Origin of the sequence: Rhodococcus ruber (assembly GCF_016804345.1) — a bacterium.
GTDB classification, from domain to species: Bacteria; Actinomycetota; Actinomycetes; order Mycobacteriales; family Mycobacteriaceae; genus Rhodococcus; species Rhodococcus ruber.
Genome location: NZ_CP044211.1, coordinates 4,036,918 through 4,050,680, shown reverse-complemented (window position 1 = coordinate 4,050,680; position 13,763 = coordinate 4,036,918). Strand labels below are relative to the sequence as shown.

General features: G+C 71.9%; 12 protein-coding genes. 7 read left to right on the top strand and 5 right to left on the bottom strand.

What is annotated here, in order from left to right; translation table 11 throughout:
• Positions 1 to 54 precede the first annotated feature (54 nt).
• The 3 genes from F1734_RS18765 to guaA all read left to right on the top strand — a co-directional run bounded on the left by F1734_RS18765 (position 55) and on the right by guaA (position 4,753).
• Positions 55 to 1,194 (top strand): GuaB3 family IMP dehydrogenase-related protein, encoded by a 1,140-nt coding sequence (locus F1734_RS18765; protein ID WP_010595561.1) that lies wholly within the window; start codon positions 55 to 57, stop codon positions 1,192 to 1,194.
• A 205-nt stretch (positions 1,195 to 1,399) separates the two neighbouring features.
• On the top strand, positions 1,400 to 3,133 hold the full coding sequence (locus F1734_RS18760; RefSeq protein WP_017679645.1) for a GMC oxidoreductase: 1,734 nt from the start codon (positions 1,400 to 1,402) through the stop codon (positions 3,131 to 3,133).
• 48 nt (positions 3,134 to 3,181) lie between these two features.
• Positions 3,182 to 4,753 carry a glutamine-hydrolyzing GMP synthase gene (gene guaA / locus F1734_RS18755; protein WP_010595559.1) on the top strand — a complete coding sequence of 524 codons (1,572 nt, stop codon included), beginning with the start codon at positions 3,182 to 3,184 and terminating at the stop codon, positions 4,751 to 4,753.
• 60 nt (positions 4,754 to 4,813) lie between these two features.
• Here the strand turns inward: guaA and F1734_RS18750 are convergent, their stop codons facing one another.
• A complete protein-coding gene (locus tag F1734_RS18750; RefSeq protein ID WP_010595558.1) occupies positions 4,814 to 5,050 on the bottom strand; it encodes a hypothetical protein in 237 nt (78 codons plus the stop codon).
• Complete coding sequence (locus F1734_RS18745; RefSeq protein ID WP_203010886.1) at positions 5,043 to 6,389, bottom strand: PspC domain-containing protein; 1,347 nt, start codon at positions 6,387 to 6,389, stop codon at positions 5,043 to 5,045. The genes F1734_RS18750 and F1734_RS18745 overlap by 8 nt, the downstream gene beginning before the upstream one ends.
• Before the next feature lie 133 nt (positions 6,390 to 6,522).
• Here F1734_RS18745 and F1734_RS18740 point away from each other — a divergent pair, with 133 nt between their 5' ends.
• Positions 6,523 to 7,797 (top strand): ATP-binding protein, encoded by a 1,275-nt coding sequence (locus F1734_RS18740; protein WP_010595556.1) that lies wholly within the window; start codon positions 6,523 to 6,525, stop codon positions 7,795 to 7,797.
• A complete protein-coding gene (locus F1734_RS18735; RefSeq protein ID WP_010595555.1) occupies positions 7,794 to 8,456 on the top strand; it encodes a response regulator in 663 nt (220 codons plus the stop codon). Before F1734_RS18740 ends, F1734_RS18735 begins: the two co-directional genes overlap by 4 nt.
• Before the next feature lie 7 nt (positions 8,457 to 8,463).
• On the opposite strand, the gene F1734_RS18730 is transcribed toward F1734_RS18735, so the two are convergent.
• Genes F1734_RS18730 through F1734_RS18720 form a run of 3 tightly spaced genes read right to left on the bottom strand, consistent with a single transcriptional unit; the run spans position 8,464 to position 11,246 of the window.
• Positions 8,464 to 8,949, bottom strand: coding sequence for a hypothetical protein (locus F1734_RS18730; protein ID WP_010595554.1), 486 nt, complete (start codon positions 8,947 to 8,949; stop codon positions 8,464 to 8,466).
• Positions 8,946 to 10,013, bottom strand: a complete 1,068-nt coding sequence (locus tag F1734_RS18725) for a DNA polymerase III subunit beta family protein (RefSeq protein ID WP_017679643.1) — start codon at positions 10,011 to 10,013, stop codon at positions 8,946 to 8,948. Before F1734_RS18725 ends, F1734_RS18730 begins: the two co-directional genes overlap by 4 nt.
• Before the next feature lie 39 nt (positions 10,014 to 10,052).
• Positions 10,053 to 11,246 (bottom strand): serine/threonine-protein kinase, encoded by a 1,194-nt coding sequence (locus F1734_RS18720; protein ID WP_026137517.1) that lies wholly within the window; start codon positions 11,244 to 11,246, stop codon positions 10,053 to 10,055.
• 163 nt (positions 11,247 to 11,409) lie between these two features.
• Here F1734_RS18720 and F1734_RS18715 point away from each other — a divergent pair, with 163 nt between their 5' ends.
• Together F1734_RS18715 and F1734_RS18710 are read left to right on the top strand one after the other, a co-directional pair.
• Complete coding sequence (locus tag F1734_RS18715) at positions 11,410 to 12,195, top strand: hypothetical protein (RefSeq protein WP_026137516.1); 786 nt, start codon at positions 11,410 to 11,412, stop codon at positions 12,193 to 12,195.
• Positions 12,192 to 13,760, top strand: a complete 1,569-nt coding sequence (locus tag F1734_RS18710; RefSeq protein ID WP_140188718.1) for a DNA polymerase Y family protein — start codon at positions 12,192 to 12,194, stop codon at positions 13,758 to 13,760. Before F1734_RS18715 ends, F1734_RS18710 begins: the two co-directional genes overlap by 4 nt.
• The last annotated feature ends 3 nt before the right edge of the window (positions 13,761 to 13,763 follow it).

Here is a 13,763-nt window from a genome sequence, read left to right as displayed (position 1 = left end):
GGCCCCCGCCGGAGTGTCCGGTGGGGGCATCTACCTGAGAAGAAAGGGACGCGCGTGCGCGACCTGGTTGAAATCGGCATGGGGCGAACCGCCCGACGCACCTACGAGCTGGACGACATCAACATCGTGCCGTCCCGCCGGACGCGCTCCTCGAAGGAGGTGTCGACGGCTTGGCAGCTCGACGCGTACCGATTCGACATCCCGCTGCTCGCCCATCCCACCGACGCGCTGGTCTCGCCGTCCTTCGCGGTGCAACTGGGCAAGGCCGGTGGCCTCGGCGTCATCAACGGTGAGGGCCTGTGGGGCCGGCACGCCGATGTCGATGCCGAGATCGAACGCCTCGTCGGCATCGCCGAGTCCGACCCGGACCCGGCAGCGGCGATCGCGCACCTGCAGAAGCTCCACGCGGCCCCGCTGCAGCCCGACCTGCTGGCCGCCGCGATCGCGCAGGTGCGCGATGCCGGCGTGACCACGGCCGTGCGGGTCAGCCCGCAGAATGCGCGGGCGCTGACTCCGCACCTGGTGAAGGCCGGCCTCGACCTGCTGGTCATCCACGGGACCATCATCTCCGCGGAGCACGTGGCGCACGGTGAGAGCGAGCCGCTGAACCTCAAGACGTTCATCTCCGAGCTGGACGTGCCGGTCGTCGCGGGTGGTGTGAGCGATCACCGCACCGCGCTGCACCTGATGCGCACCGGAGCGGCGGGCGTCGTCGTCGGCTACGGCTCGACAGCGGGCGCCACCACCACCAGCGAGGTACTGGGCATCGGAGTGCCCATGGCGACGGCGATCGCCGACGCGGCCGCCGCCCGTCGCGACTACCTGGACGAAACCGGTGGCCGGTACGTCCACGTCATCGCCGACGGCGACATCGAGACCTCGGGCGACCTGGCCAAGGCCATCGCCTGCGGTGCCGACGCCGCCGTGCTCGGTGCCCCCCTCGCGGTATCGGCCGAGGCCCCGGGCCGGGGCTGGTACTGGCCGTCGGCGAGTGCGCATCCGTCCGTGCCGCGCGGCGCGCTGCTGCAGGTCGCCTACGACGAGCGCCCGAGCCTGGACCGCGTGCTCACCGGTCCGTCCGACGATCCGTTCGGCTCGCTGAACCTGGTCGGCGGTCTGCGCCGTGCGATGGCGAAGTCGGGTTACTCGGACCTCAAGGAGTTCCAGAAGGTCGGCCTGACCGTCCGCGCCTGACCCGCCGCTACCCCCTTACCCGCTGTGGCCGAATGTCACATCGCGTCGATTCGATCGAAGCGGTGTGACATTCGGCCACAGCCGTTTCCAGCCCTCACCTGCGGTTTATGGAACTCATGGTTACAGTTAGGGCGCCCTTGTGGCAATGGTCACAGCAAGCCCGTGCATACTGGTGAGTAACAACCAGCTTCATGGAGGTGTTTCGGTGGGTGAGCAGCGCGCGACGGACTACGACGTCCTCATCGTCGGATCGGGGTTCGGTGGAAGTGTGACGGCCCTGCGGCTCGTGGAGAAGGGGTACAGGGTCGGCATCCTCGAAGCGGGCCGGCGCTTCGCCGACGCCGACTTCGCGAAGACCAGCTGGGATCTCAAGCGATTCCTGTGGGCACCCAAGCTGGGGTGCTTCGGTATCCAGCGGATCCATCTGCTGCACGACGTCCTCATCCTCGCCGGAGCCGGCGTCGGCGGTGGCTCCCTCAACTACGCCAACACCCTCTACAAGCCGCCGGCTCCGTTCTTCGAAGACGGCCAGTGGGCACACATCACCGACTGGAACGACGAGCTCAGCCCCTTCTACGACCAGGCACGTCGCATGCTCGGCGTGGTGCAGAACCCGCACATGACCCCCGCGGACGAGATCGTCAAGTCCGTCGCCGCGGACATGGGCGTGGGCGACACCTTCATCCAGACCCCGGTGGGGGTGTACTTCGGGGAGCCCGGGCGTACCGTCGCCGACCCGTACTTCGGCGGTGTCGGCCCCGACCGCACGGGCTGCATCGAATGCGGCGAGTGCATGACCGGATGCCGGCACGGCGCCAAGAACACACTGCTGAAGAACTATCTCGGGCTCGCCGAACGGGCCGGCGCCGAGATCGTCCCCCTCACCACGGTCACCGGCCTGCGCCAGGCCCCCGACGGCACGTGGGACGTCGACACCGAGCGCACCGGCGCGTGGAAGCGGAAGAACCGTCGTACCTACACGGCCGGGCACGTCGTCCTCGCCGCCGGCACGTGGGGCACCCAGCATCTCCTGCACCACCTCAAGGACACCGGCGCCCTGCCGGAACTGTCCGACCGGCTGGGTCATCTGACCCGCACCAACTCCGAGTCGATCGTCGGCGCCGGGAAGATGAGCGTCGACCCGGACCTCGACCTCACCCGCGGTGTGGCGATCACGTCGTCGTTCCATCCCACTGCCGACACCCACATCGAGCCGGTCCGCTACGGCAAGGGTTCGAACGCGATGGGTCTGCTGCAGACGTTGATGACCGACGGCGGCGGCCGCACCCCACGCTGGCTGAAGTTCCTCGGCCAGGTGGTGAAGAACCCGGTCCAGATGGCCCGGATGCTCAGCGTCAAGGACTGGAGCGAGCGCACCATCATCGCCCTGGTCATGCAGAACCTGGACAACTCGATCGTCACCTACACCAAGAAGGGCTTGTTCGGTCGCCGCAAGGTCACCAGCCGGCAGGGCCACGGGCACCCCAACCCGACGTGGATTCCCGTCGGCAACGAGGCCACCCGCCGGATCGCCGAGAAGATCGACGGCGTCCCGGGCGGCACCTGGGGGGAGATCTTCAACGTCCCGCTCACCGCGCACTTCCTCGGTGGCTGCGTGATCGGCACCGATCCCGAGCACGGCGTCATCGACCCGTACCACCGCGTGTACGGATACCCGACGCTGAGCGTCGTGGACGGGGCCGCCGTCTCGGCCAACCTCGGGGTCAATCCGTCGCTGACCATCGCGGCGCAGGCCGAGCGCGCGGCGGCGCTGTGGCCGAACAAGGGGGAGCAGGACCTGCGTCCCGGCCAGGGGGAGGGCTACCGCCGGCTGGACCCGATCGCCCCGAACAAGCCGGTCGTGCCGGCGGGCGCTCCGGGCGCGCTGTCGCTGCCGATCGTCGAGGTTCGCACCGGGTCCGCGTCCGGCGTCGCCTGACCCGAACCGCCGTTCGTTGGACGAGGACCGGACCTCTAGACTGTTCGGGTGTCGCAAACCCAGCAGTCCAGGCCGGTCCTCGTCGTCGACTTCGGAGCCCAGTACGCGCAGCTGATCGCCCGCCGCGTCCGCGAAGCCAAGGTCTACTCCGAGGTCGTGCCGCACACCACGCCGGTGGAGGAGATCGCGGCCCGCGACCCGCTCGCCGTGGTGCTCTCCGGCGGCCCCTCCAGCGTCTACGCCGAGGGCGCACCGCAACTCGACCCGAAACTGTTCGACCTGGACGTCCCGGTGTTCGGCATCTGCTACGGCTTCCAGGCCATGGCCCAGGCGCTCGGCGGCACCGTCGCGCACACCGGCAACCGCGAGTACGGGCGCACCGAGATGTCCGTCACCGGGGGTGTCCTGCACGACGGACTGCCCGCGACGCAGCCCGTGTGGATGAGCCACGGCGACGGAGTCACCGCCGCGCCGGACGGCTTCGAGGTGACCGCCAGCAGTCCCGGCGCGCCCGTGGCCGCGTTCGAGGACCGCGCGCGCCGGCTCGCCGGCGTGCAGTACCACCCCGAGGTCCTGCATTCCCCGCACGGCCAGCAGGTGCTCAGCCGCTTCCTGCACGACATCGCCGGTATCCCCGCCGCCTGGACGGCCGCGAACATCGCCGAGGCCCTGATCGAACAGATCCGCGAGCAGGTCGGTGACGGGCGCGCCATCTGCGGCCTGTCCGGCGGGGTCGACTCCGCGGTCGCCGCAGCCCTGGTGCAGCGCGCCATCGGCGACCGGCTGACGTGTGTGTTCGTCGACCACGGCCTGATGCGCGAGGGCGAACGACAGCAGGTCGAGAAGGACTTCGTCGCCGCGACCGGGGCGAGGCTCGTCACCGTGGACGCCGCCGACACGTTCCTGCGGGAACTGGCCGGCGTGACGGATCCGGAGACCAAGCGCAAGATCATCGGCCGCGAGTTCATCCGCAGCTTCGAAGGTGCCGTCTCGGAGGTGCTCGGAGAGAACGCCGCCCACGGCGACACCGTCGAGTTCCTGGTGCAGGGCACCCTGTACCCGGACGTCGTCGAGTCCGGTGGCGGCACCGGCACCGCGAACATCAAGAGCCACCACAACGTCGGTGGCCTGCCCGAGGATCTGCAGTTCGCGCTGGTCGAGCCGCTGCGGCTGCTGTTCAAGGACGAGGTGCGGGCAGTCGGGCGCGAACTCGGCCTGCCGGAGGAGATCGTCGGCCGCCAGCCCTTCCCCGGCCCGGGCCTGGGCATCCGCATCATCGGCGAGGTCACCCGCGAACGGCTCGCGATCCTGCGTCGCGCCGACTCCATCGCCCGGGAGGAGCTCACGGCCGCCGGTCTCGACAAGCAGATCTGGCAGTGCCCGGTGGTGCTGCTCGCCGACGTGCGGAGCGTGGGCGTCCAGGGCGACGGCCGTACCTACGGCCACCCGATCGTGCTGCGCCCGGTCTCCAGCGAGGACGCGATGACCGCGGACTGGACCCGCCTGCCGTACGAGGCCCTCGAGCGCATCTCCACCCGCATCACCAACGAGGTGCCCGACGTCAACCGCGTCGTCCTCGACGTCACGAGCAAGCCGCCGGGCACCATCGAGTGGGAGTGAGACGCGGCTGCGCCCTTCGGATCGGATCCGAAGGGCGCAGTGCGTTCCGGGACGGTGCGGTCAGCGCTTCTTCTTGCCCGGCGCGAACACCAGGGCGGCGCCGACGACCACGGCGAGCGCGACGAGCAGCCAGCGGAACTCGACGTTCGCGAGCGGCTCGAGGGAGAACGGCCCGATCAGCGCCCATGCGCTGACGGCCAGCGCCGCGATCGCGGAGAGCAGCATCAGGATCGACGGGCCCCGTCGCCGGGCGCCGGACGTCGGCTCGGTGGGGTCGGTGTAGTCGGTGTCAGCCACGGCGCACCTCCGAGTTGCCGAATGCGGTGTCGAGATTCAGGGTCAGGACCGGTCCGCCGACGCCGTCGTCGCCGCCGTCGAGGCCTTGGATCGTGCACGGGTTCGAAGCCTGCTCGGTGCAGACGACGTCGACGTCGAGGTTCTGCGGCAGCAGGATCTCGGTGGCGCCGAATCGGGTCTCGACGGAGACGGTCTCGTCCTCGGTGAGTTCGAGTCCACGCAGGTCCAGTTGCAGAGCGCCCATCTGCACCGAGTACGCCGGTTGCAGTTCCGCGGCGGTGCGGGGCGAGTACAACTGTTCCCCCCACGACGAGGTGTCGATCGGTCCGACGAGGGAGGCGAGCACCACGAACCCGAGCAGGGGACCCGTCACCACCAGCAGTCCGTAACCGCGGTGCAGGAACGCCCCGACGAGCAGGCCGAGTCCGATCACCGCGAGCGCGATCGCACCGATCCGCGCGGGGGTGAGCCACGCGACCTCGCCGGCGGACGCCACCGCGCCTGCGGCCGCCGCGGCGAGCACCGCCAGGCCCAGCACGGTCGTGGTCAGCCGGGAACGCGGCTGTTTCGCGGGCACTACGGCCGTCGTGGGCGTCGGCTCGGGCAGGTCCCATGCGAACGGTGCGACACCGAGCGGATCCCACGACGGTGGCGTGGGGCGCTGCAGCAACGGATCCTGCGGGGGTGCCGGTTCCGGCCCGGGGGACTGCGCACCGGTCCGGGGTGATTCCGGTTCCGGCTTCGTCCAGAAGTCCGGGTCCGCCGGTGCGGGCCCGGGGGCGCCGGTGTGCTGCGCGAAGGGCGCCTGCTGGTACTGACTCTGCTGGTACTGACTCTGCTGGTACTGACTCTGCTGGAACGGCGCCTGGAAGGGGTTCTGGGGGAACAGCTGCGGTGCCCCGGGCAGGACCGGTGGTTCCGGCCGGCGTTGGTACAGCAGCCACAGACCGCCGAGCATCAGCACCATGCTGACGAATCCGGAGCCGCCCACCCCGGCGCCCAGCGGACCGAAGGCACTCGCCGCGACGGCCAGCACCACCAGCAGCACCACGACCTTGGTGCTCGATTCGGAGCTCTGGCCGCGGCCGACGAGGGATTCGGCGGGGGAGACCTGATCGCCGTAGCGCGGCAGCAGCAGCCAGCCCGCCAGATACAGCACCAGGCCGGCACCGCCGAAGAAGGTGGACACGACGAACGCCACGCGGATCAGCACCGGATCCACGTCGTATCGCACGCCGATGCCCGCGCACACCCCGGCGACGTGGCCCTGTCGTGGCAGCCGGACCGGACGGGTGCGCCACATGTCCGAGAGCTGCTCGGGGAAGCTTCGCGTGTTCATGAACCACATCCTTCTGGACCGCCGCCCCGTCGCGCATCAGGGACCGACCCTGATTTCCGCGCCGGTGGGCGGTCGCCGGTTCAGGGTTCGTCCCCGATGCCCGGGACGGGGTAGGCGTGCCAGTATCGAAGGTATGCAGCCGGTTCCCTACCCACCCCTGCCCACCCCCCGCCTCGAGCGCCGGGTCGGTGGCCGGGTCGTGGGCGGCGTGGCCGGCGGTCTCGCCGACCATCTCGGGGTCGACGTACTCAAGGTGCGGGTGGCGTTCACGGTGCTGGCCGCGCTCGCCGGCCTGGGCATCGTCGCCTACGGGTTGCTGTGGGTCCTCACACCGCAGGGCTCGGACACCGAACCGCCGTCACCGACCGAACGGCGCCGGGCCCTGGGCCTTGCGGTCATCGGAGTGGGCCTGGCCGTGGGGCTTTCGTGGCTGCTCAACGGGGGCGTGGGCTCGGTGATCGCACCCGTCGTCGTGGTGGCGGTGGGCGCCGCGCTGGTCTGGCGCGAGTTCGACGCGGAGGGACCGCGTTCGGTGCTGGGCCTGCCCGCGCGCCCGACCGTGCTCACCTGGGCGCGGGTGGTCGGCGGCGCCTCGCTCATCGTGCTCGGGCTCGGCGTCGTGATCCTCGCGCAGGTCGACGTGGCGGCCCTGCGCTCGTCGGTGCTGGCGGTGCTGGTGACACTGGTCGGGGCCGGCCTGCTGTCGGTCCCGCTGTGGGTGCGGATGTGGCGCGCGCTGGAGGCGGAACGCGCCGCCCGCGTCCGCAACGAGGAACGCGAGGAGATCGCGTCGCACCTGCACGATTCGGTGTTGCAGACGCTCGCCCTGATCCAGAAGCAGGCGGACGACTCGCAGGAGGTGCTGCGCCTCGCACGCAGCCAGGAGCGCGAGTTGCGCCGCTGGCTGTTCGGCGGTGGCGAGACCCCGCACACCAGCCTGGCCGAGGCGCTGCGCACCATCGCCGGCGAGGTGGAGGATCAGTACGGGGTGTCGGTGGCGCCGGTGATCGTCGGCGACGCGGTACCCGGCGACGACGAGGACCTCACCGCCGAGTCGTTCACCGCCCTGCTCGGTGCCACCCGGGAGGCACTGGTCAACGCGGCCAAGCATGCGCGGGTGGACAGCGTGGACCTGTTCGTCGAGGTCGAACCCGAACAGGTGAGTGTCTTCGTCCGGGACCGCGGCGTCGGCTTCGACGAATCCGCGGTTCCGGAGGACCGGCAGGGCCTGGCCCGTTCGATCCGGGGCCGGGTGGAGCGTCGCGGCGGCCGGGTCGTCGTGCGCTCGAACCCCGGCAAGGGCACGGAGATCCGCATCCACATGCCCCGTGCCGGTACCGGGGCGGAGCGCACGACGACCCTAGAGTGGGAGGGCACCGACGCCCGTTCAGAGGAGCAGCCCACTTGACGTCACTCGACGCCTCCCGCCGTTTCCGTGTGTTCCTGGTCGACGACCACGCCGTGTTCCGGTCGGGGGTGCGCGCCGAGCTCGGGCGGGAGGGCGACATGGAGGTCGTCGGCGAGGCCGGCACCGTCGCGGAAGCGGTCGCGGGAATCGACGCCACCCGCCCCGACGTGGTCCTGCTCGACGTCCACATGCCCGACGGGGGCGGGGTGGCGGTGCTCGGACGGATCGCCGACGGGCCGGTGTGCCTGGCGCTGAGCGTGTCCGACGCCGCCGAGGACGTCATCGCCGTGATCCGGGCCGGCGCCCGCGGGTACGTCACCAAGACCATCTCGGGAGCCGAACTGGCCGACGCGGTGCGACGGGTCGCCGGCGGGGACGCGGTGTTCAGCCCGCGTCTGGCCGGTTTCGTCCTGGACTCGTTCACCGGCCGCTCGAGCGTGCCGGAGCCGCCGCTCGACCCCGAACTCGATTCCCTCACCCCTCGCGAGCTCGAGGTGCTGCGCCTGCTCGCGCGCGGCTACACCTACCGCGAGATCGCCGAGGAACTGGTGATCTCGGTCAAGACCGTCGAAACGCACGCGTCGAACGTGCTGCGCAAGACCCAGCAGTCCAACCGCAACGCCCTCACCCGGTGGGCGCACCGGCGGCGGATCGACTGACCGGAGTTCAGTGCGTGGGCAGCCGCGCGGTCGAGCCGGTCGCGAGTGCCGCGGCGACGTGCTCGATCCCCGCGCGTACCGTGCGGCCGTACCCGTCCTCGGGCAGGATGTCGACGCAGTCGCGGGCCGCCGTCAAGTGCTCCGTGGCTACCGCGAAGGACCCGAGACGCCGGTAGTCGTCGGCGAGATTCAGGTGCAGCGACGGCTGGAAGGCCCGCACCTGCAACGCGGCGTCGTGCCGGGCGAGCCGGTCGTCGTCGAGGGCCGCGGCCGCGTCGAGGGCGCGGAGGTCCCAGGTGAGGGAGACGGCGGGATCGTCGTACAGATCTGCCAGGTAGTGGGCCAGGGCGCAGCGGTGCAGGGGATCGCCGTGCGGCCCCACGCTCGCCCACAAGGCCACCAGCCGAGTCCGGGCGGTGGGGTCGTCGCCGGAGCGGGCGGCTGTGACCGCCTCGGTGACGGCGGCCATGATCGGGTCGGGATCGGTGGTCACGGCCGTTCCTCCCGGCGGACGGGCATGGCCAGCGTGGTCAGGTCCCCGGCCGCGGCGGAGCGGATCACGACGGGCCGGTCGTAGGAGGCGATGTCCAGCAGCACCTCCGGTCCGACGGCGGTGTCGAGGGCGGCTCCCAGCCCGTCCCGGTCGAAGGCGAGATCCAGGTCGGCGCCGGTGACGTCGGCGGGCAGCACGCGGTCGTGCCCCCGGTGGCCGACGGTGAGTGCCGTCGCCCGCACGCGAAGGTCGATCGGGCCGGCCGCAGCGTCGCGCACGGCCCCGGCCAGGGCGTCGCGGTGCACGATCGCCCGCGTGACCGGCGGGGCGAGGGCGCCGAGCATGCTGCGGTAGTCGGGGAAGGTTCCGTCGACGGCCGGGCAGCGGTGCCGCTCACCGTCGGCGCCGGTGAGGGTGAGCGCGCCCGAGTCGTCGAGAGCCAGGCCGACGTTCTCGTGTTCCCGCAGCCACGTGGCGGTCCCGCGGAGCGCGGAGCTGTCGGCGACGGTGCGGAACGGGTCCCCGGTGCGGGCCGCGGCCGTCACCGAGCCGGTGGTCAGCCGGTAATGGTTCGTCGCCGTCAGGACCACCGCCCCGGCCTCCACCTCGACGAGAACGCCTGTCAGGCAAGGAATTTCCGGATCCATGGCGACGGACGGAAGAACGCGTTCGACGGTGCCGGCGAGGAGCCGGCCCGGCACGACGACCGCCGGCGGTGCCGCGAAGGCGGTGAGGCGGGACTTGACGTCGGAGGCCAGCCGGGTCGCGCGCTCGGCCCGGCGATGCAGTTCGGCGACGTGTTCGTCGAGCAGCGCGGCACCGGACTCGGCATCGCCGTCGAGGATCCGGCCGACATCCTCGAGCGGGACGTCGAGTTCGCGGAGCTGACGGATCGTCACCGCTCGTTCGCGTTGGTCGACCGTGTAGTACCGGTAGCCGGTGACGGGATCGACCAGGGCGGGCACGAGCAGCCGGCAGTCGCCGTAGAACCGCAGCGCTCCGGGGGTGAGCCCGCTGAGCCGGGCCATGATGCCGATCGTGATCAGGTCTGGGGAGGGGGTCACGGCACCATCATCGAGCTTCGGCCGACCCGAAGGTCAAGCTCAGCTGACGGCGACCGCGACGATCAGGGCCACGATCAGCGCGAGAACGATCACGGCCACCATGACCGCCATCGCCATCGGCGCGAACGCGACGACCTTCTCCCGTGTGGTGCGCGGCGGGGGGCCGGTGGGCTGCAGCCGGCGCAGCAACTCCGCGGGGCGGGGTACGCCCCGCAGCGAGACGGGCTGGGGAGCGGCGGGCAATCCGGTGAGGGTGCCGCCGGCGCCCGCGGTGCGCCGGGATCCCACGACGGGGGCGGTGGCGCGCCGCGCCCACACGGGGACGGTTCCGTCGGCGGACAGGATCGGACGGCCGCGGAGCAGTTCCGGGTCGGCGTCGGCCCCGAGGACGACCGCGGCGAGACGATCCCGGGCCTGCTCCATCGTCGGGCGACGGGCGGGGTCGGGTTCCAGCATCGCGAGCAGGACGTCGGTCAGTGGGCCCGTGCGGGTAGGCGGGATGATCTCGGCGCGGGCGACACGGTGCAACAGGGCGATCGAGTCGGGATCGATGCCGAACGGCGGCTGACCCTCGATCGCGGTGTAGAGGGTCGCGCCCAGGGAGAAGACGTCGCTGGCCTCGGTGGGATCGCTACCGCGGGCCACTTCGGGTGCGAAGAAGGCAGGGGTGCCGGTGATCACGCCGGACCGGTCGTGGTCGCCCTTCGCGCGGGCGATGCCGAAGTCGCTGATCTTGACCGTGCCCAGCTCGCGGCCGCGCTCGGCGACGAGGATGTTGCCCGGCTTGATGTCGCGGTGCACGATCCCGGCTGCGTGGGCGGCGGCGAGCGCATCGGCGACGTGTGCGCCGATCTGCGCCACCTCGAGCGGCGGCAGGGTGTCGGCGATGTTCATCACCTGGGCGAGGCTGCGGGAGGGAAGATGCTCCATGACCAGCCACGGCTCGCCGGAATGGAGGGCGACGTCGTACATCGCGATCGCGTGCTCGTGGGTGAGGCGGGCGGCGATCCGGCCCTCACGCAGCGTGCGGCGGCGGATCTCCTCGGCGGCCCCCGTGGGCAGGCCCACGGTCGAGGTGACCTGTTTGACGGCCACGTCCCGATCGAGCAGGGTGTCGTGGGCGAGCCAGACCGCCCCCATGCCACCGCCGCCGAGTTTGGAGACGAGCCGATAACGTCCGGCCACCAAGTGATCCGGGCCGACGACGCTTGCCGCTCGCTCCTGTTCCGACACCTTCACGAGGGTAGTGGATGCCGCGGGGGGCAGCGCTTGACGGGCGCCCCCGGAATCGGGTCTACTGAAGCTGTTCGAATACATGTTCGAACAACCGCGTCTTCCCCGCGGTTTGTCGGTGGGCCGTGTTATACGCGGCCGGCGCAGGGCGAGGGGAGTTCGTGTGGGCGAGGTGGCCGAGTTTCGGGTCGAGGGTGGGTCGCAGGATCCGGTGGGTCCTTCCCGGCAGGAACGGCTCGAGGCGTTGCGTCGGCAGATCGCCGCGATCCCCGCGAGGGGGGAGAGCGCCCGTCCCCGCCCGGCAGAACCCGCCGCGTCTCCGGTCCCGGCCGATCGGTTGCTCCCGGTGCCCGAGCCTCTCGCCCGGCTGCTCCCGGACGGCGGCCTGACTCGTGGATCCGTCGTAAGCTTTTCGGGAGCAACGTCTTTGCTGCTCGGTGTGCTGGCCTCGGCCACCGCCGCCGGTGGGCATGCCGCCGTCGTCGGCCATCGCCGCCTGGGTCTGCTGGCTGCCGCCGAGATGGGGGCCGAGTTGAGCCGGATCGCGCTGATCCCCCACCCGGGGCCGGATCCGGTGGAGGTGGCCGCCGTCCTGCTCGACGGCATGGACCTCGTCGTTCTCGGTCTCGGGGGCGTCGTGGTGCCGCCGTCGCGGGCCCGGGCGGTGGTGGCTCGGGCCCGGAGCAAGGGTGCAGCCCTGGTGGTCACCGACGGCCGGTGGGACGGAGCGCACGTGCGGCTCGAGGCTGCGGTGCACGGTTACCGGGGGCTGTCGGCCCCGGCCCGGGGCAGACTGTGCGGTACCAGGTTCTCCGTGCGTGCCCAGGGACGGTCCTTCCAGCCTCGGTCGGCGCGAATGGACCTGTGCGCCGGTCGAACCGGGGTGGAGTGGCGGCCGGGCGGACCGGCGCAGGTCGGCAGTCCCCGGCCTGCCGAGGTGGCGCTGTGAGCGAACCCCGCCCGGCCCGGGTGGTGGCCCTGTGGTGCCCGGACTGGCCGGCGATCGCTGCCGCCGCGGCCGCCGACCTGCCGCCGACGGCACCGGTGGCGGTGATCTCGGCCAACCGGGTGGTGGCCTGTTCCGCACCGGCCCGGGCCGCCGGCGTGCGACGGGGCCTGCGGCGCCGGGAGGCTCAGGCTCGGTGTCCGGATTTGTATGTTGCCCAGGATGATCCGGGTCGCGACGCGCGGTTGTTCGAACCGGTGGCGGCGGCGATCGATGCGACGGCGCCGGGCGTGGAGGTGCTGCGTCCCGGTCTGGTGGTGCTCGCCGCGCGCGGCGTCGTGCGCTGGTTCGGTTCCGAGGAGGCGGCGGCCGAGCGGCTGATCGACGAGGTGGCCGCCACCGGCGTCGAATGCCAGGTCGGGATCGCCGACGAGTTGTTCACCGCGGTGCTCGCCGCCCGCCACGCCCGCCTCGTCCCGCCCGGAGGGGACGAGGAATTCCTTGCGCCTCTGGGTATTTCGGAGATCTGTCTGGAGCCGTCCCTGGCGGCCCCTGAGCGCGTCGACCTGGTGGACCTGCTGAAACGGCTCGGTCTGCGCACGATCGGGGCGTTCGCCGCGCTGTCGCCGACCGACGTCGCCTCCCGCTTCGGCCCGGACGCCGTCGCCGCGCACCGCGACGCACGGGCACGGCCGCAACGGCCGCCGTCCGGTCGTGCCCTGCCGCCCGATCTGGTGGTGGAACGTCCCTGTGATCCGCCGCTCGAACGGGTCGACTCGGCCGCCTTCGCCGGCCGGGCACTTGCCGCGGTGCTGCACACCCGGCTGGCCGCGGCGGGCGTGGCCTGCACCCGGCTGCTGGTGGCCGCCCGCACCGGCAACGGTGAGGAATTGGCCCGGACGTGGCGCTGCGCCGAGCCGCTGACCCCGGACGGCACCGCCGATCGGGTGCGCTGGCAACTCGACGGCTGGCTCACCGGGCACAGTGCGGCCCGCCCCACCGCCGGGATCGTCCTGCTGCGGCTCGAACCGGTGGAGGTGGTGGCGGCGGGATCGTTGCAGCTGGGTTTGTGGGGCGGGGTCGGCGACGAGGACGAGCGGGCCCGGCGCGCCCTGGTGCGGGTGCAGGGACTGCTCGGTGCCGATTCCGTGTTGGTGGGGGTGCTCAGTGGTGGACGTGGCCCGGTGGAACGGGTGACCCTCGTGCCGCTGGGGGAGGAGTCGGTGCCGGCGACGGATCCGTCGGCGCCGTGGCCGGGCCGGCTACCGCCGCCCGCCCCGGCTGTGGTGCTCACCACCCTGCCTCCCGTTGCGCTCGAGGATGCGGCGGGCACCCCGGTGACGGTGACCGAGCGTGGTCTGCTCAGCGGCAATCCCGACCGGCTGAGCTGGGGCAGCCGCAGCTGGCGGGTGCGCGGGTGGGCCGGGCCGTGGCCGGTGGACGAGTACTGGTGGGATCCGGTGGCGGCGCGGGCGGTGGCACGGCTGCAGGTGCGGCTCGAGGAGTCCCGGGCCCTGCTGGTGATCCACGTCGACGAGCACTGGCATGTGGAGGGCGTCTACGAGTGAGTA